Raw genomic sequence first — 16,925 nt, forward strand, 5'->3', positions numbered from 1 at the left:
TGACGGGGGTCTCGGGCAGATGGCGACGCGCTGCGAATACTGCGGGGCCGAGTTGCGCCCGAACAGCATGTTCTGCCTGTCCTGCGGCCAGCTCGTCGCCTCCGGGCGGGGGCATGGTCGTCGTGCCGCTCCGTCCGCGTTCGACACCGCGGTCGTCCCGCCGCCCGCCCCGCCCGCGGCGCCGGCCGCTCCGCTGAGCAACACGGTGCCGCCGCCTCCGTCGTTCGGGCTTCCCTACGCATCGCCGGCGACCCCGGCACCCGCACCAGCCCCAGCCCCGGCACCAGCCCCAGCTCTAGCTCCAGCTCCAGCCGCACCCTCCGCGCCCACCCCGCCCGCGCCTCCGGCCGTCGCCGCGGCCCTGACGCTCGACTTCTCGACCGGGCAGACCCTGAGCCTCGCCGCCGCCGACCGTGCCGTGCTCGTCGGGCGCAGCCCCGAGGCGAGCGCGGCAGCCGAGGGAGCGACGGCTTTCGCGATCGACGATCCGACGAAGTCGGTGTCCCGGGTGCACGCGGGTCTCGGCGTGGTCGGCTCCGCGCTCGTCGTCACCGACCGAGGTTCGGGCAACGGCACCCGGGTGCTGCGCGGCGAGCTCGAGATCGACTGCCCACCGGGTCAGCCCGTGGCGGTCGTGCCGGGCGACGTGATCGAGTTCGGCTCCGTCCCGGCGACGGTCGTCGCGCGCTGACCGGCGCGTCGGACCCCGGTCGGTGCCCTGCCGCTAGGCTGGCCGCACACTTCGGGGGAGGGGAACGACCATGACGGACGCACTTGCGGACCGCTGCTCGGCACTCGGCGGCATCGTCGTCGATCTGATGCGCGTGACCATGGAGGCGCAGAGCGATGCCGGCCGGCTGGCTGCCGTCGCGACGCAGGCGCGGGCCATGCGCGGCATCGTCGAGCAGGGCTCGGACGGCATCACCGACCAGGCGTATCTCGGCTGGCACGCGGAGGCTCCGACGACGCTCGACGAGATGATCACGGCTGCCGACCGAGGCGACGCCCCCGCGGCCTGGCGTGCGTTCACGCACCCGACCCGGGGCATGGCCGCCCTCGGTCAGGCCTGCCTCGGCCAGCCCGGCTGGTAATCAGGAGAAGGGATACCGATGGCATTCGACATCGACGCGACGATCAAGCAGGGCTGGGACGACTACTTCGCGCGCACACCGCGGTTCGACGTCTTCCATCAGGAGGCGCGGTATCGGAAGATCCTGCGCACGAACGTGATCTCGGCGATCGTCGCGTTCTCGCTCGCCGTCATCGTCCTGGTGGCCGTGCTCGTCTACGGTCGCGTCTTCACGATCGTCATCGGCAGCGTGCTCGCGCTCATGCTGGCGATCTACGGGCTCATGTCGCTCCGCAAGCGGCTGTCGCTGCTGCGTCAGTCGGCGGGTCGGCCGGGGCTGGCGTTCGGGGTCTCGACCGAGGGCATCCACACGCCGGTGTTGCCGACGATCCCGTGGTCGGACGTGCTCGCCGTCTTCGTCATGGACGAGTCGCGGCACGTCGACTACGCCCTGTCGCTCAAGGGCATGAAGGGTCTCGCGGCCCGCTACGCGCGGGCGAACGGCCGTGGAGCGCGGCACATCAACATCGTGCTGCCCGAGGGTGCGGCACTGCGCCAGCAGGTGCGCCCGCCGGAGTACGCGAAGGTCGTCGAGCTCTGGTCGCACTTCGAGAACCCGAAGTTCGGCGTGCTGTCGTACACGCTCGACCCGACGGTCGACATCGAGCAGGTGCGGCAGATCTCGATGGCCACGGCGGTGCTGGCCGAGCGCAACGGCGTCACGACGACGCTGAGCGAGGGTGCGGCCGACTTCGTCGAGCACATGGGCACCATCTCCAAGATCTTCGACTGAGCCGACGCGGCGGCGTCGACGGGGCGGGCGCGCAAGCGACGCGACGGGCGTCGTCGACCCGACCCGCGCCTCCTCATGGTCGACGATTCACAAGATTTCTCGACCAACGATGAGTTCGGCTCGTAGGATTCGACGAAGAGAACGACCTGTCTTCGGGCTGTGGTTATGATCGTTCTCGGTAATGTGCCTCGTTCGGGGGGACATGGGGGCGTGTCGAACGGTACGTCCCGTGTACACGAGTGTTTTTTGTGGAGGGAATCATGGCGGATATCCGCGTTACGTCCGACTCGCTGTCCGGAGTCTCGAACCAGCTCTCGAGCGGTTCGCAGTCGATCGAGTCGCAGCTGCAGAACCTGAAGTCGCTCGTCGACGGTCTGGTGGGCGGCGACTGGTCCGGTGCGGCGTCGCAGTCGTTCCAAGAGCTGTACTCGCAGTGGGACCAGTCAGCGATCCAGCTGAAGGAGAGCCTGCAGGGCATCAGCGATCTGCTCGGCCAGGCCGCGTTGTCGTACGAGGAGTCGGAGAACTCCATCTCGGGTACGTTCCGCGGCTAGTCGATTCGTGACGGCGTGCGGCCCGGGTGACCGGTGCCGCACGCGTCGTCCGTGGGGGGTGTGAGTTGGTTCAGTTCCGTGTCCGTACCGAGAGCCTCGGCGAGGTCGCTCGGATGCTGCAGTCCGTCGTATCGACGTTCGACGCGCACGTGTCGCAGACGAACGCGTCGGTCCGCAATGTCGTCGACGCGACGTGGGAGGGCGAGGACGCGACCGCGTTCGAGGCGTCGTGGCAGCAGTTCCAGGGCGATGCGGCCGCGTTGCGCGCCGTGCTCGAGAGCCTGATCGGTCGTCTGTACCAGGCCGAGGGCACCTACGGCATGACCGAGACGGGTCTGTCGGGGGCGTTCGCGCAGAACCAGAACAAGTCGGCCGTTCGGCCGCAGGAGAAGAAGAACGGGCTCGGGGCCGCGCAGCTGGCGCAGTCGACCGAGGCCGAGGTCGATCGGGGGGTCGCACGGTGAGTGAGCAGAAGGCGTCGACGGAGGCCCTCCGCGGCCTCGTCGAGAACATGCAGTCGTTGAGCGACTACTGCGACGCGTTGCGCCAGGGGGCGTCGACGTTCGCGTACATGCTGCCCAACGAGTGGCAGGGGCCGTCGATGGCCGCCTTCGTCGCCAGCTTCGAGCAGTGGTCCGCCGGTGCCTCCGGTCTCACCGTCGAGGCCGGGGCCCTGCGTGACCAGGCGCAGGTCGCGCTCGACGCGTACGAGCAGACGATCGACGCGCTCACCGACAGCTGGAGCCAGTTCGAGAGCGGGTTGTCGGCATGAGCGATGTGCGCCTCGATCCCTATCAGGTCTATGCCGACGGCGACACGTTCCGGGCGGTCGGTGTCGACCTCGGCGCCGCGTGGACGAGTCTGCGCAGCGTCCTCGCCGGCTGCGGTGGCATGGCCGGCGACGACGACGGTGCCGAGGAGTGGTCGCCCGACTACGACAAGGCCACCAAGAACATGGGCGATTGGATCGCCAGCGCCGTCGGCGCCCTCGACGGCATGGAGGCCATGCTGGCCGCCACCGGTGCCCAGTACGAGAACGCCGAGCTCGCCGGCTCGGGCAAGAGCACGGCCATCACGGTGCCGACGTCCGCCGAGTACTCGGCGCACAGCGGCGGCATCCCGAGTGCCCTCGGCCCCGGCTGGCCGGGCGCGCTGGGTGAGTTCCAAGAGCTGATCGAGGGTGCGCTGCACACGGTCGGCATCATCCTGCCGACGGCCGACACGGCCAAGCTCGACACCGCCTCGTCGGCCTGGCACGTGTTCCAGGGCGACATCGAGCGCGCGAAGAGCACGCTCGGTTCGACGTTGCACGGGGTCGAGGCGGGCGAGTTCCCGCAGCAGGCCAGTATCCGCGGGTCGCGATCGGCCATCACCACGATGCTCACCGAGCAGAGCGAGGCGGCGACCAACCTCGCCGAGGCCGTCGAGCAGATCCGCCAGAATTTCGACGACACGTGGGCGCAGATCCGCGAGATGCTCATCCAGATGGCGATCGAGCTCGCTGCCGACATCGGCATCTCGGTGGCGCTGTCGTTCGTGACGTTCGGCGTCGGCGCGCTGGCAGGCGCGGCGAAGGCCGCCGGGACGATCGCGAAGTGGGCCTACAAGGTCGCCGAGCTGATCAAGAAGCTCAAGATCCTCAACCGCATCTCGAAGGCCAAGTTCGAGCGGCTGGCCACCGGGCTGCGCAAGCTCGAGCACGGTCCTCTCGGCTACCGGCTCGGTTTCGAGGCGTTCAAGAGCGTCTCGGGCACCGCGGCGTCGAACACGATCGTCAAGCCGCACAACGACGGCAAACCGTTCACGCCGGGCGACCTTCTCGGCGTCCTCTTCGGTACGGGTGTCGGCAGTGTCGCCGGCACGGCGCTGTCGACCGGGCTCGGCAAGATCGGTCGCGGCGCGAGCCATCTCAGCGGCGCCGCTGCCGAGGCCGGTGGGTCGTTCTACCGATCGACCGCGATCAACGCGGCCTCGGGTGCGGTGGACGGCGCGACCAGTCAGGCGTCGGAGGACCTCGCTCGCGGCAACGGCTTCGACTTCGAGTCGGTCCGGGCGTCGACGATCTTCGGCACGGTGCTCGGAGGCGGCCTCCCCGCTGTCGGAGACGGTGTCTCGGCCGTCCGATCGCACTTCAGCCCCGAGGCGCCGTCCGTCCCGACCCCCGGCCCGGCGGCAGGCGGCGGTGGCGGTGGCGGCACCCACGGAGGTGGCGCCCACACGCCCGACGTGAGCGGCCACACGACGCCGACCCCCGCCTCCGGCGGTTTGACCTCAGGAGGCTCGGCTCACCACGGTGGCGCCGCCCCCGTCAACACGGATGCTCCGACGGTCGACGCCTCGAGCCCGTTGCCGCAAGACGGTCCGTCGGGTGCGGATGCGCCCTCGGTGTCGGATGGCCCGTCGCACGTGGATGCGCCCGCTCACGTGGATGCGCCGACGCACGCTGACGCGCCGTCGCATGTCGATGCGCCGTCGCATGTCGATGCGCCGTCGCATGTCGATGCGCCGTCGCATGTCGATGCGCCGTCGCATGTCGATGCGCCGTCGCATGTCGATGCGCCGACGCACGCCGACGCGCCTGCTCACGCTGATGCGCCGTCGCACGTGGACGCTCCTTCGCATGTCGACGCGCCGTCGCACGTGGACGCGCCGTCGCACGTGGATGCGCCGACGCACGCTGATGCTCCGTCGCATGTTGACGCTCCTTCGCATGTCGAGGCCCCGTCGCACGTGGATGCTCCGACTCACGTCGATGCGCCTGCTCATGTCGATGCGCCTGCTCATGTCGATGCCCCCGCGCATGTCGACGCGCCGGCGCACGCCGACGGGCCCGCGCACGCCGATGCCGGTGGTCACGTCGACGCCCACACGGGCGCCGGTGGTGCGTCGCACGTCGACGTGTCGTCCCGTGCGGACTCGACCACGCCGACGCAGGCCGACATCGCGGCCGTGCACAACGACATCGCGGCCGATGCCGCCTCCCACGAGGGTGCGGCTGCCGACGGTTCGTCGCACGCCGATGTCGAGGCGCCTCGGGCGGCTGACGTCGATGCGGTGCGAGCTGACATCGCAGCTGATGCCTCGGCCCACGCGGATGCGGCGCATGCCGATGCGCCTCACGCCGACGCCGCCCACGCGGATGCCGCCGCCCACGGTGTCGACCCGGTGTCACACGTGGAGGCTGCCGGCGGAGCAGCCGGTGCCGCGAGCCTGGCCGTGGCCGGTCGTTTCGGCACGTCGACGGCCACCCCGTCGCGAGGTGGTGCCGCATCGCCGAACGGTCCTGCGAACCGCGGTGGCTCGCGTGGCCCCGAGGGCGCAGCCCCGACGATCGCGACGCGTGGCCCCGAGGCTGCCGATGCTCCGGCCATCGACGGTGGTGCGGTCGGGACGCGGACGGATGGTGGCGACGGTGGTCGGACGACGCCCGTCGATCCCTCCGATGCTCCTGGCACTCATGACGGTTCCGCTACGCGGTCCCCGCGCTATCCCGAGGAGCGTGTCGAGGCCGGATCCCGTCAGTTCCGTGCCGACCTCGATCGCACACTCGCCAAGCACGGACTCGATCGCAAGTCGTTCCGACGACTCGTCGACCGTCCGCTGCATCGCCTATCGAGTTCTGAGATTGGCACCCTTATCTCGGTCCGGAATTCGATTCCTGATTTGAAGAGCGGTGACGTCGTACAGAAGGTGCTCCCGTTCGAGGACCTTCACAAGTATCTCCGCAGTCAGAGAACCGCGACGAACGCCTCCAATCCGATTGTGAACACGGTCAGTGGTTTCGTCGCGAAGTTCGATCACATCACTCGGTTCTCGAACCGAAACCGTCTGACGCCACGATTGGTATTCCAGAAACTGGGGCTGGGCTACCTGCCTGCCAGGGGGGCTAAACCCAGCTTTACTCTGAAAGATCAACACACGTACGCAATCCGATTCGAGTTGGACGATGCTTTCGATGCCGCTGTTGACGCAGACCCTAAAATCGATCCGTTGAGGTTCATGGACCGATGGATCGATGGGAGCCAGAACGACGGCATGACGCGGTCGACTTGGGACGGCATGACACCCGGTGCTCGAAAGGCTTACCTGGATACAAGCGCGGATAATTCCATTCCTGATCAGCGCGCCCGAGATGGCTTCAAGGACGCTATGAAGCCGGCCAACAAGTATCCTTTCCGGGGTAAAGGCTGGGCTGGGCAAACGGGCCATTACACTCCGGAGCAAATTTTCCGATACCAGCACGAGCAGACCGTCAACGATGGAGCGGAGATGTGGCGCTACGACGTTAACGGCTCGCAGCATGTCGTCGCCGTGTACTCGGAACAGCTCAACGAGTGGGTCGAGGTCGGCTCGATTCTGCGGCCAAGATGAATTCGTGAAAGATGGAGCAGGCCTGAAGCCTTCGGGCGATTACGTCTACGTCGGCGGAGAACTTGTCGTGGTCGGACGCCTCAATCTCAGGAGGGGAGCTTGTGACGACGTCGTAAAGGTTCGCGACGTCATCAGCGGGCACATGGTCGCCGTTCCTCCTCATGGACGCGTCATCGAGCGCGTGGAGACGATCGCGTGGTGGAACGGAGTCCGTGTCGAGGTGGGAATTCGCCGGGGTGGTGGGATGCGGCTTGCAGGGGCCGCATGGTCGAGTAGCCACCCACAGCCGGACGGCCTGGTCGTCGACGATGCGGGGCAAGTCTCCTACGATGTCGAGGACTTCGCGGGCTTGTTGGACGTGAACTGGACGGAGGACCGTCTGAGTACGGAAACGATCGAGCAGGCAGGCGTGTGGTTGTTAGAGCCGGGCGAGGCACCGTCCGAGACCACGAGGCTGCGCAGCACGGAACCGATGCCGTTCGATTCCTCGCTCGGCTATCAGACCGCCGACGGCAACATTGTCGTGCCCTCGGAGCAGGCGAGGCTTTTTTGGCGACGGAAGATTGCGACGCTCCACGGCCACGATGTCGAGGTCTGGCACGAGGAAGGCTCGCAGTCCTGGATCGTCTTCCAGGATCGTGACGACATCGGGGTGGCCGGCTCGGGCTGGCTAGGAGTCGTCTCAGGCCCTGCGTTCTCCTCGGTCACAGGCGCATGGGTGCCGACATCCGAGCTGCAGTATTCAGCGACCGTGGAGCGACACTGGTCGGCGGGTGTTCCGTCCTACCTGCCCCAGGGGGCATATGGAATGGTGCGGGGGACAGGCATGGCACTTGACGTACGAGGGGTCTCGGCAGTGGCATCGCGAGGGCCCTTCGACACCGCGGTGTCACGCTCGATCTTCCCTCCCCACGGCGTCGTTCTCACCTACGACCGATCGCGAGGCTGGGCGACGATCGGCCCCGGAGAAGCGACCAATGTCAGGGTGATCGAGACGACCGCCCTTGTGGGGGGCTACGCGGTCTCGCTGGCAAGGCCTTACAACGAGATCGCTGACGAGGGGCTCGTCCTCGTCCGCGGCGACGGCGAGGCACCGCGTGGCCTCGAGATGGACGACGGCTTTTCGACGACGCCTCGCCAAGTTGATGCGGACTACTGGACGGCTTCCGTGCGGCTCATCGATCTCACGAACGTACAGGTCGGTTTCGTCCTCTAGCATTGCCCGTTTCGCCGCGCCGATGAGAGAAAATATCCTCGTCGCCGGCGAATGTGGGAATACGCCACCAGCAGCAGGCAGCGCATTGTCGCCTCCTTCGACAAAGCCTTCAGGAACGTGGATCAAATGGTAGAAGGTCGTCCATCAGGGCTTTACATCACTCAGGCCGACGGGACAGAGCTGTACAGCCTTCGGGCAGACATACGAGATTTGTCTCATTCGCCAGTTGTCATGGAAGTCTTCGACGGTCGAGGGCAAGCTCGGGTCGAGGTTTCTCTCCAAGACGCGACCGTAGAGGTCGCTCGGACGGTGGGCTGGTGGCAAGGGCATCGCGTTCAAGTCCAGCAGGGCGAACGGGGTTCCTATCTTCTCAGCGGGAAAATCGACAGGTCGCAGAGAGCCCCTGTCGGCGTTTATCACGTCGAAGACAACGGCCTGTTCCATGCCAAGGTGATGTCACCCGATGTCGTCACAAAGCTGATGACGACCGTCGATAGCATCATTCCGCTCGCAGCCGGTAGTTCATGGGTTCAAGAAATCGGGGCTTACGCTGATCTGGTCGACGGTCGAACGGTTCCGCTTCAAGGCTTGCAACCGGTGGTCACGCGAGACAGCAGTCCGCACGGTGCTTATCAGGCGACAGACGGGCGTCTTTTTGATGCCAGTGCCGTCGATGCTTTGCGTTGGCGACGGGCAGTCGCACTATCGGACGGGCGTCCTGTCCATGTCTGGGCTTACGTCGATGGGGATGCCTGGCTGACCGGGGTTCCGCAAAGTCTCCCCGGGGTGCTCCCCGTCGTGAACAGCACGGACGTGTATCCGTCCTCCTGGCGCGGCATGTGGGCAGCACCCCACGACGTGGAGAGTCTCTTCGTCTACGACCGCAGGTGGTCGCCCTCTCCGCCTGCAAGTCTGCCTCAGGGCTCCTATGGCATACCGGTAGCGGCAGAGGATGCGGATTCCCGAAGAGCCGCCGCGGGACTACATCTGACCCGCAACTCTCCGACGTTGAGCCGGGGTGTGGGTGACCCCGTGGTGCACCTGTGGGAGGACACTGTCGAGGACGCCGCGGACGTGGTCAGCGTGGCGACGACCGCCCGCTTCCGAGATGCGGAGGTCTCGCTCGTCCGGCCTTATGACGCATGGCGATCCTGGGACGAAGTCCTGGTCAGGGGGACGAAGAAGCCGCCCAAGGCGTGGACTCTCGGTGACGGATACGTCGTCGTTCCTTCGCGTGTGCCTGGGGGAGATTGGATAGCGACCGTTCGGAGTTCAGACCTTCAGGATCTGCAGACGAACGTCGTCTGATTCGGCAGAGTAGGAATGTGGTCCACATGCATAGAAAGCGAGCGTCAGCGCCATTGTGAGAGACGAGCCCCGACCCGTCACGCACCCGTCGGGTCTGCGCGTGGAAGCTCAAAGCGAGGTGCTCGCCTTCGGAGATGGTCACCTGCCGAGGTCGGCCGATGCAGAGATATCCGTCCGCGACGCGGTCTCTCGGGAAAAGTTCTCCGTGTCGGCGAAGGGTGTCGTGCTGGAAGAAACCTTCACCATGGGATGGTGGCGGGGGAACGAAGTGGCTATACGAGCTCGCACTGGCGGCCTCAGGGTGTTCGGGAGCGAGTGGACTTCCACGAAGCCGCAGCCAGTGTCGATTTCCGTGGATTCACAAACCGGGAACTTCACTGCGGACGTCGATGGCGACGAGGTCTTTCACGACCTGCAATGGACGACCGATCGCTTCTTGACGGACACCGATGGTGAGTACGTCATCGGAGTCTCGCTAGTTCGCCAGGGCTCCTCCCGTTCGGCCACAGTCCCGCTTCGATCGAGCGATCCAATCCCCTCTCCCGAAGGGCTCCGTTTCCAGTTACGTGATGGCTCCGACCGGGGCGCGCAGTCGGATGAGAGCCTTGTCTGGACCCGCGGCGTGGGTACCGTCCACGACGTACCCGTCGACGTGTGGTTCGAGGACCCCGCTGGCTGGTCGTGGATCACGTTTAGCGCGCGCCGCATCGCGGGTGTCTCTGTGCAAGGCATCATCGGCACGGTCGACGATGTGCGAGCTGGGCTGATGTACGCGGCGTGGGTGCCCACGGAGACGGTGGCTGTGACAGGTGCCATCGAGCGTCGGTGGTCCACGCGCGTGCCGATGTACCTGCCGCAAGGCGTCTACGGATCGATCGACGGCACGGTTTACTCGGTGCACTCGTCGTCGGACCCGGGAGAGGTCGAGTTGCGGACCTATGGACCATACGCACCCCGGTCTCGGGACTTCCGCTACGCGGGGTCATTCGGACGGGAGACCTCGCCGACGTCTGCCGTCGAGGGCTGCGTCGAGGTTCGAACCACCGCCTCCCTGGCTGGCCATCATGTGGAACTAAGGGGTCCCGCATCTCAATTTGCGTCGGCGGCACGAGTCGCCGTTGTCGGACAGGGAACCGCACCGGACGATTTGGTGCTGGCTGACGGTCACCAGCCGATGATTGTCCTGAACCAGGATGGATCATGGGGCGTCTCGGTAGGGCGGTTCCATCTCGACGATATTCAGAGCGAATATCTCTAACCCGTCTCCCCGCGTGCACGAGCCTTCGGCAGTAGGCCTCAGGCAGGAGCGTGGGCATTCCGGAGGTGCGGGTCGGGTTCATCCCGCAACGGCTCTCCACGACGGGCACGGTGGGCCCGCTCTCCACAGATCCTGCATGAGACCCGTTCGGGGGGCTCGCGGCCGATATGCTGGATTCGAGTCGGGGGTCTCGCCCCTGAACAGATCACGTCCACACCGGTCATCACGACCATCTCGATCAGGGGTTTCTCCTTTGCGCTCTCGCCGTTCCGTCCGCACGACCGTTCTCGCCGCCGCTCTCGTGGCCACCGCCTCCGTGGGGGTGCTGACCGGCTGCGCGCAGAACTCGCGCGAAGGGCAGCCACTGGGGCAGCCGATCGAGGCCGGGCTCTACGCCAGCGATTTCGACGGCTCGCTGAACTTCACCGCCGAGTCGTTCGACAAGGTCAGCGCGAGCGACTTGGAGTCGTGGAAGATCGATCCCCTCGGCCAGGACGCCTACCTCGCGACCTTCACGATCTCGGTGGCGAGCGGCGACTACGACGCCGACACGCGAGATGCCTTCGGCAACGACAAATGGGGCGTGACCGTCGACGGCGAGACCACCAAGGGGCCGGCCCTCTACAGCAGTTTCGGCATCGATCGCGAGGCCTTGAACAAGGCCTGCCCGAACGACAAGGAGGCGCGGGGTGCGGCGCTCGCGGCGGGCGACGAGGCGACGGCGTGCGCTCTGCTGCTCACCGAGGCGGGCTCGACACCCAGCGAGGTCGCGTTCGTGGGCGCCTCGAGCGACGCGCGACGCAGCATCGGCGGCGACATCATCAGCTGGTCCGTCGAGAAGTAGCGGGTCTGGACGCGGCGGGCGCCGGTCGATAGTCGACGCCGCCGCCGTTTCACCGGTACGGTCGAGACCGGTTCGTATCAAGGGGGAGTACCGAGCATGATCCTGCAGAAAGCCATCACGCCGCAGCTGAGCGACGCCTATTTCGAGCACAACTTCGACCGCGTCTTCGGCTTCGTCATGCCGTGGGCAACGACGAGCTGGGCGCGCACACCAGCCGACCTCATCCGGGCGCACGCGCTCGACTTCCCGGGGACGCCGTTCTCGGCCGACATGCCCTACATCGACGTGCTGCGCTTCGAGGCCACCCCGAACCTGCTGCTCGAGGACGCCACCGGCGGTCCCGACCGCGAGACCCAGAAGCTCACCGGCGGCCCGTTCATCGACCGCCCGCCGTTCACCGGCTCGGGCTTCGTTGCCGACCCCGACCACATCATCCCCGTCTCGTGGATGCCGCACACCCGCGTGCCGGCCGGCACCGAGATCTACCGCCTCGGCGCCGACGGCTCGTCCACCTATATGGCGTATTTCCACTCGGCGGCCTGGGGCTGGATCTACGACGACCACCTGCAGCAGCAGCGCGAGATGCAGCCGCGCCTCCTGACGAAGCTCGTCGGCGGAATCGCCCGCGTCGGTGCGGACGTCTACACGGCCGACCTCATCGACGAGGGTGCGAACGTCATCCTCGTGCGTCAGGACGAGGATGCCGCGAACGGCGGCGCTGCCGCCGACGGCTGGGCCGAGACGACTCCCTACGTCTGGGCGAAGACGGTCCCGACCTCGACGGTGGACGAGTACTACGAGCTCGATGCCCGGGTGCGGTTCAACGGCCTCGGGTTCCGCATCGTCGACCAGGTCGACGACGGCCAGGGCGGCTCGGCGCTGATGGGCTCCTACATGGAGCACGACGCCGACCTGGCCGAGGGGCTCCAGCTGACCAAGATGGACGCCGGGGTCTACGAGCAGTACCTGCCGGCCGAGCTGCTCGACGAGGCCGTCGTGAAGCAGACGCAGGTTCCGGGCTGGCCCGGGGCCTGATCGCCGAGACGGCGGGGCGGCCGTGGCGCATCCCGTCGAGCCCGGCGGCGTCGGCGTCCCGGAGGCCCCTGTTCGGGGTATTCTCACCCTCATGAGCAACCCGACGTACACCGCCTCCTTCGTCGCCTCCAACGGCACGAAGACCGAACAACTCGAGTACATCGACGGGCTGCCGCAGAAGAGCCTCGTCCGCCCCGACTCGAAGGGCGACGACCTCAACTGGGAGCTCGACGAGAGCTCGTCCGTGGGCGATGCCTACGTGTACCGCTCGCTCGGTGTCGCCGAGCACGACTACTCCTGAGCTGGCCCGGCGCCGCACCGTCGGCGCCGCCGCAGAACCCCGTTGCGGAAGACGAACCCCGTTCAAACGGGGTTCATCTTCCGCACCGGGGTTCTGCGCGCCTGTAGCTACGCGCGACGGGTCGGCCGCACCGACAGCATCTCGACGGTCGCCCCGTGCGGCAGATCGACCACGAGTCGCACCGCGTCAGCCACCGACGCCGGTTCGAGATACAGCTCGGGGCGGTAGACGCCGCCCTCCTTCTCGACGAGCTCGTGCTGCATGTCGGTGTCGACCCGGCCCGGGTGCACCGAGCTGACGCGGACGCCGTTCGGTCGCTCCTCCTCGCGCAACGAGTCGGCGAAGGCCCGCAGCGCGAACTTGCTCGCCGCATACGTGCCGCCGTTCGGCCCGGCGGTCAGCCCCGAACCGCTGTTGATCGTGACGACCGTGCCCTGCGCGGCCCGCAGGGCAGGCAACAGCTGCCGGGTGATCTCGGCCACGGCGAAGACGTTCACCTCGAACACCCGACGCCAGTCGTCGCGCGAGGTGCCGGCGATGTCGACCCCGCCGATCACGCCGGCCGCGTGCACGAGCACGTCGAGGCCCGACTCCGTGCGGGTCGTGGGGACGACGATCTCGGGCCCCGAGAGGTCTGCGACCCACACCGACGCCGACGGGAGGGACGCGGCGATCGCGGCCAGCGCCTCCTCGTCCCGGCCGTGCAGGACGACGTGGTGGGTGCGCGCGAGATCGCGGGCGATGACGAGTCCGATGCCGCGGGAGGCTCCGGTGACGAGTGCGGTAGGCATATCCAGAGTCTGCCGCAGGGCGCGCGTTACCCTCGGAGCGTGCGCACAGCCCTGACCTCCCTCGCCGCCGGAGCGGTCGCTCTCGCGCTGACCGTCGCCCTCGCCGGCTGCTCGGGCGACGGCGTCAATCACACGGTCGCCCCGACCGCGACGATCCCGTCAGGGCTGTCGGTCGAGGGCTACGTCGTCGCGTCCTCGGCGGCCGTCGCCGGCTACGAGAAGAGCAAGGCCGCCATCGACCTCGTCGGCGTCGACGGCGTGACGCTCACGGCGGGTGGCGCCGGTGTGACGCCCTCGAGCGAGACCGCGAACGCCGTCCGCACCGCGGCGCAGAAGGGCGGTGCCAAGGCCGAGCTGCTCGTCGCCAACTTCGACGACACGACGAGCGACTTCAGCGGCGAGCTCGCCTCGGCGATGCTGAACGACGAACAGAATCGCCAACTCGTCATCGCGGGTCTCGCCGCCGAGGTCGTCAACGGCGGCTGGGACGGCGTCCAACTCGACTTCGAGTCGCTACCCGGTGCCGTCGCCCCGAGTCTGACCGCGTTCGCGAGCGAGCTCCGGGCGACGTTGCCGGCCACGGCGACGATCTCGATGGCGGTCCAGGCGGCGACCACCCCCGAGGGGTACGCCGCCCTCGGATACGACCTGCAGGGCCTCGGCGACTCGGTCGATCGCTTCGTGCTGATGGCCTACGACCAGCACGGCGCGGGGTTCTCCGAGCCAGGAGCCGTCGGCGGACTGCCGTGGACCACCAGGGCCGTGGAGGCACTGGTCACCCTCGTCCCCGCCGCCAAGGTCGATCTCGGCGTCGCGAACTACGGCTACCAGTGGACCGGCGAGGGCAAGGCGGGTGCGGCGGTCACCGTCGCGCAGGCGCGCAAGGCGGCGCAGAGCACCGGCCGATGGGACGACTCGGAGCAGGAGTACACGGCGTCACCGCCGGACGGCTCGACGATCTGGTGGTCGGACGGTCGATCCATCACGGCCCGCGCCGAGCTCGCGAAGGAGAAGGGGCTGCACGGCGTCGCGATCTGGCAGCTCACCACGGGCGACCCCGTCCGGCGCTGAGTCGGCGAAGCACCCCGGCAGCGCCCTCGCAGCGCTGCACCCGGTCAGCGGATTACGGAGATCGGCGACGTCATCGCCGGGGGCTCGGTCTGGGCGAGCAACCAGTGCTCGCCGGACGCGGTGACCAAGAAGGCCAACGGGCCGGGCCTGCAGACGACCAACGCGCCTCCGGTGCTGTGCAGCGCGCCGTCGAGCGCGCCACCGAGGTCGCGGTCGTCTTCGGAGCCCGCGGCCGACAGCACCGCGCAGCGGCTCTCGGCACCGAGCTTCTGCAGCATGCGGCGGATGCCCTCGGGGTCGCTGCGATCGGGGCCGAGCGGGTGGGCGCGGTTCATGTCGACCCAGGACGTGCTGTCGGTGAGCAGCGTCAGCTCGGCACGCGACTCGGGTGTGCTCGCGTGGGCGAGGCTCTGGACCTCGGTTCGACGATCGGGGGCCGAGAAGGCCTCGAGGGCCTCGATCACGGTGGGGGGAAGCAGCGCCACGGAGTGACTCCTTAGGTCGAGGCGTCCATTCTCCCATCTGTGCCCACTGCGCGCCTCCGTCGAGCGACCGGTGTGCTGACAAGATGGACTCTCGTGACCGACAGCTCAAGCGCCTCCTCTTCGTCCGCCCCCGCCCTCGGGCTGCTCCTCGACGTGGACGGGCCGATCGCCAGCCCGATCACGCGCAGCATCGCCCTCCCCGGCATCACCCGCGACCTCGTGGCCCTGGCGTCGGCCGGCATCCCTCTCGTCTTCAACACTGGGCGCTCGGACGCGTTCATCCGCGACGAGGTCGTCGCCCCCTTGATGGCCGCCGGTCTGCCCCGGGGTGCTCGCGTGCACGGCGTCTGCGAGAAGGGAGCCTCGTGGTTCTCGATCGGGCCCGAGCACCGCCCGAACGGCATGAGCGAGGTGCTCGTCGACGAGTCGCTCGCCATGCCGACGGACTTCGGCGACGAGATGCGCGAGCTCGTCGCGAGCCAGTACGCCGACCTGGTCTTCTTCGACGAGACGAAGCGCGCCATGGTGTCGATCGAACAGCTGACCTCGGTCGAGTCGGCCGCCTACCTCGCGCGCCAGCGCGACTTCGACGAGCAGGCGATGGAGGCGCTGGCCCGACGCGGCTTCGGGGTGCGACGTCTCGACGACGTGCGGGCCGACGCGGCCGGCGACGTGCAGTGGCGGGTCGACCCCACGATCATCTCGACCGACATCGAGTCGGTGCGCCTCGGCAAGGACCTGGGCGCCGAGCGCGCCCTCGAGCTGCTGGCCCTGGACGGCGCCCTGCCGCGGGCCTGGCGCACCGTCGGCGACTCGCGCAGCGACTACGCCATGGCCGACTGGCTGCACGAGAACGGTCACGAGGTCGCCCATGTCGACGTGCGGCCCGCCGACGGGGTGCCCGCGACGGCCTACCCGGTGCTGACCAGCGCGACGGGGGCGATCCACGACGAGGCGGGGGCCGAGTTCCTCGCCGGGTGGGTCGTGGACGTCGTCCGCTGACGCGACCGGGCGCGGGCTGCCGGCCGCCGGCCGCAGCGCGTCCGTCAGGCGTGCGAAAGGTGATCGTGACGCGATTCGGGTGACCCGCGCCTCCGGACGGGTGACGCGAACGCATTAAAAAGCGTCCTGTAACCGCTTACGTCCGCGTTGACCCCCAAACGGGTGTCATCACCGCGTGAGATCGGGGGGTACCGTTTCTCACGTCATCCGGTCCCCCAAAAGGCCGACACGATGGCAGATCGGACGGTCGACTTACCCCGGCCCTCGATCACAGTCGCCACTGGTGCCGACGCTCCGTTCACGCTCACGACCCGACACCGGGAGCGCGACTCGCCTCGACCCGAACGATGGCGAAGCGGTTACGTGCACACCCGAGGCGCACGCACCCGCTGGAGCTCGGACCAGAGGTGGCACAGGCCGCCAGCAGCACCACCGAATCCCGACCCGGCAGAGTATCGGCGCGTCTCCCAGCGCAGCCGACTGAGGCACCTAGCGCACCCTTCGTGGTGCATCGTGCCTGCCCGGCGGTGGTGCTGCTGGTCCTGGCCCCCGCGATTAGGCTGGTCGGACGTTCTCCGAAAGGCCGCCTCATCGACTCGTTCATCGTCCCCGTCCTGATCGTCGCCGCCGTGGCGCTGATCGGCATCCAGGTGTTCTACCGTCGACGGACCCTGCAGCGACGCGAGGCCGCCGGGCAGACGACGCTCGGCCGCGGCCCCTGGATCATGCTCGCCGCCATGGCCGCGTTCTTCCTGTTCGCGGTGTTCGTGTTCCCGCAGCTCGTCCGCTGACGATTCCCCGAGGAGGCGCGGGTCGGCCCACCACCC

Annotated in this window: 18 protein-coding genes; 16 read left to right on the forward strand and 2 right to left on the reverse strand. The window is 68.0% G+C overall.

From position 1 onward, the window contains the following. Positions 1–19 precede the first annotated feature (19 nt). From ACPEEZ_RS01490 to ACPEEZ_RS01550, 13 genes are all read left to right on the forward strand, one after another. Complete coding sequence (locus ACPEEZ_RS01490; protein ID WP_423921803.1) at positions 20–691, forward strand: FHA domain-containing protein; 672 nt, start codon at positions 20–22, stop codon at positions 689–691. A gap of 70 nt (positions 692–761) precedes the next feature. Next, on the forward strand, positions 762–1,091 hold the full coding sequence (locus ACPEEZ_RS01495; protein ID WP_423921805.1) for a hypothetical protein: 330 nt from the start codon (positions 762–764) through the stop codon (positions 1,089–1,091). 18 nt (positions 1,092–1,109) lie between these two features. Beyond that, the gene (locus tag ACPEEZ_RS01500) at positions 1,110–1,862 is read left to right on the forward strand and encodes a hypothetical protein (RefSeq protein WP_423921808.1); all 753 of its coding nucleotides are present in this window, start codon (positions 1,110–1,112) and stop codon (positions 1,860–1,862) included. Between the two features lie 260 nt (positions 1,863–2,122). Then, complete coding sequence (locus ACPEEZ_RS01505; RefSeq protein WP_423921810.1) at positions 2,123–2,416, forward strand: WXG100 family type VII secretion target; 294 nt, start codon at positions 2,123–2,125, stop codon at positions 2,414–2,416. A gap of 65 nt (positions 2,417–2,481) precedes the next feature. After that, complete coding sequence (locus tag ACPEEZ_RS01510; protein ID WP_423921813.1) at positions 2,482–2,880, forward strand: WXG100 family type VII secretion target; 399 nt, start codon at positions 2,482–2,484, stop codon at positions 2,878–2,880. Beyond that, positions 2,877–3,188, forward strand: coding sequence for a WXG100 family type VII secretion target (locus ACPEEZ_RS01515; RefSeq protein WP_423921816.1), 312 nt, complete (start codon positions 2,877–2,879; stop codon positions 3,186–3,188). The genes ACPEEZ_RS01510 and ACPEEZ_RS01515 overlap by 4 nt, the downstream gene beginning before the upstream one ends. Next, positions 3,185–6,787, forward strand: coding sequence for a hypothetical protein (locus tag ACPEEZ_RS01520; RefSeq protein WP_423921819.1), 3,603 nt, complete (start codon positions 3,185–3,187; stop codon positions 6,785–6,787). The genes ACPEEZ_RS01515 and ACPEEZ_RS01520 overlap by 4 nt, the downstream gene beginning before the upstream one ends. Positions 6,788–6,791: 4 nt before the next feature. Then, on the forward strand, positions 6,792–8,003 hold the full coding sequence (locus ACPEEZ_RS01525; protein WP_423921822.1) for a hypothetical protein: 1,212 nt from the start codon (positions 6,792–6,794) through the stop codon (positions 8,001–8,003). A gap of 231 nt (positions 8,004–8,234) precedes the next feature. Continuing rightward, positions 8,235–9,311, forward strand: a complete 1,077-nt coding sequence (locus tag ACPEEZ_RS01530) for a hypothetical protein (RefSeq protein ID WP_423921824.1) — start codon at positions 8,235–8,237, stop codon at positions 9,309–9,311. A 100-nt stretch (positions 9,312–9,411) separates the two neighbouring features. Further along, a complete protein-coding gene (locus ACPEEZ_RS01535; RefSeq protein WP_423921827.1) occupies positions 9,412–10,569 on the forward strand; it encodes a hypothetical protein in 1,158 nt (385 codons plus the stop codon). A gap of 253 nt (positions 10,570–10,822) precedes the next feature. After that, the gene (locus ACPEEZ_RS01540) at positions 10,823–11,413 is read left to right on the forward strand and encodes a hypothetical protein (protein WP_423921829.1); all 591 of its coding nucleotides are present in this window, start codon (positions 10,823–10,825) and stop codon (positions 11,411–11,413) included. A gap of 96 nt (positions 11,414–11,509) precedes the next feature. Next, positions 11,510–12,448, forward strand: coding sequence for a hypothetical protein (locus ACPEEZ_RS01545; RefSeq protein WP_423921832.1), 939 nt, complete (start codon positions 11,510–11,512; stop codon positions 12,446–12,448). A 91-nt stretch (positions 12,449–12,539) separates the two neighbouring features. Beyond that, positions 12,540–12,749, forward strand: coding sequence for a hypothetical protein (locus ACPEEZ_RS01550; protein ID WP_423921834.1), 210 nt, complete (start codon positions 12,540–12,542; stop codon positions 12,747–12,749). 107 nt (positions 12,750–12,856) lie between these two features. On the opposite strand, the gene ACPEEZ_RS01555 is transcribed toward ACPEEZ_RS01550, so the two are convergent. Further along, positions 12,857–13,540, reverse strand: a complete 684-nt coding sequence (locus tag ACPEEZ_RS01555; RefSeq protein ID WP_423921836.1) for an SDR family oxidoreductase — start codon at positions 13,538–13,540, stop codon at positions 12,857–12,859. Between the two features lie 39 nt (positions 13,541–13,579). Between ACPEEZ_RS01555 and ACPEEZ_RS01560 the strand changes: the two genes are divergently transcribed. Then, positions 13,580–14,611, forward strand: a complete 1,032-nt coding sequence (locus ACPEEZ_RS01560) for a glycosyl hydrolase family 18 protein (protein ID WP_423921838.1) — start codon at positions 13,580–13,582, stop codon at positions 14,609–14,611. Between the two features lie 44 nt (positions 14,612–14,655). Here ACPEEZ_RS01560 and ACPEEZ_RS01565 read toward each other — a convergent pair whose 3' ends face one another. Continuing rightward, positions 14,656–15,096 carry a hypothetical protein gene (locus ACPEEZ_RS01565; protein WP_423921841.1) on the reverse strand — a complete coding sequence of 147 codons (441 nt, stop codon included), beginning with the start codon at positions 15,094–15,096 and terminating at the stop codon, positions 14,656–14,658. A 93-nt stretch (positions 15,097–15,189) separates the two neighbouring features. Between ACPEEZ_RS01565 and ACPEEZ_RS01570 the strand changes: the two genes are divergently transcribed. Together ACPEEZ_RS01570 and ACPEEZ_RS01575 are read left to right on the forward strand one after the other, a co-directional pair. Then, entirely contained in the window at positions 15,190–16,098 is a 909-nt protein-coding gene (locus tag ACPEEZ_RS01570) for a hypothetical protein (protein ID WP_423921844.1), read from the forward strand. A gap of 503 nt (positions 16,099–16,601) precedes the next feature. Beyond that, positions 16,602–16,889 carry a hypothetical protein gene (locus tag ACPEEZ_RS01575; protein WP_423921847.1) on the forward strand — a complete coding sequence of 96 codons (288 nt, stop codon included), beginning with the start codon at positions 16,602–16,604 and terminating at the stop codon, positions 16,887–16,889. Positions 16,890–16,925 lie beyond the last annotated feature (36 nt).

Origin of the sequence: Frigoribacterium sp. 2-23 (genome assembly GCF_049601585.1) — a bacterium.
GTDB lineage: Bacteria > Actinomycetota > Actinomycetes > Actinomycetales > Microbacteriaceae > Frigoribacterium.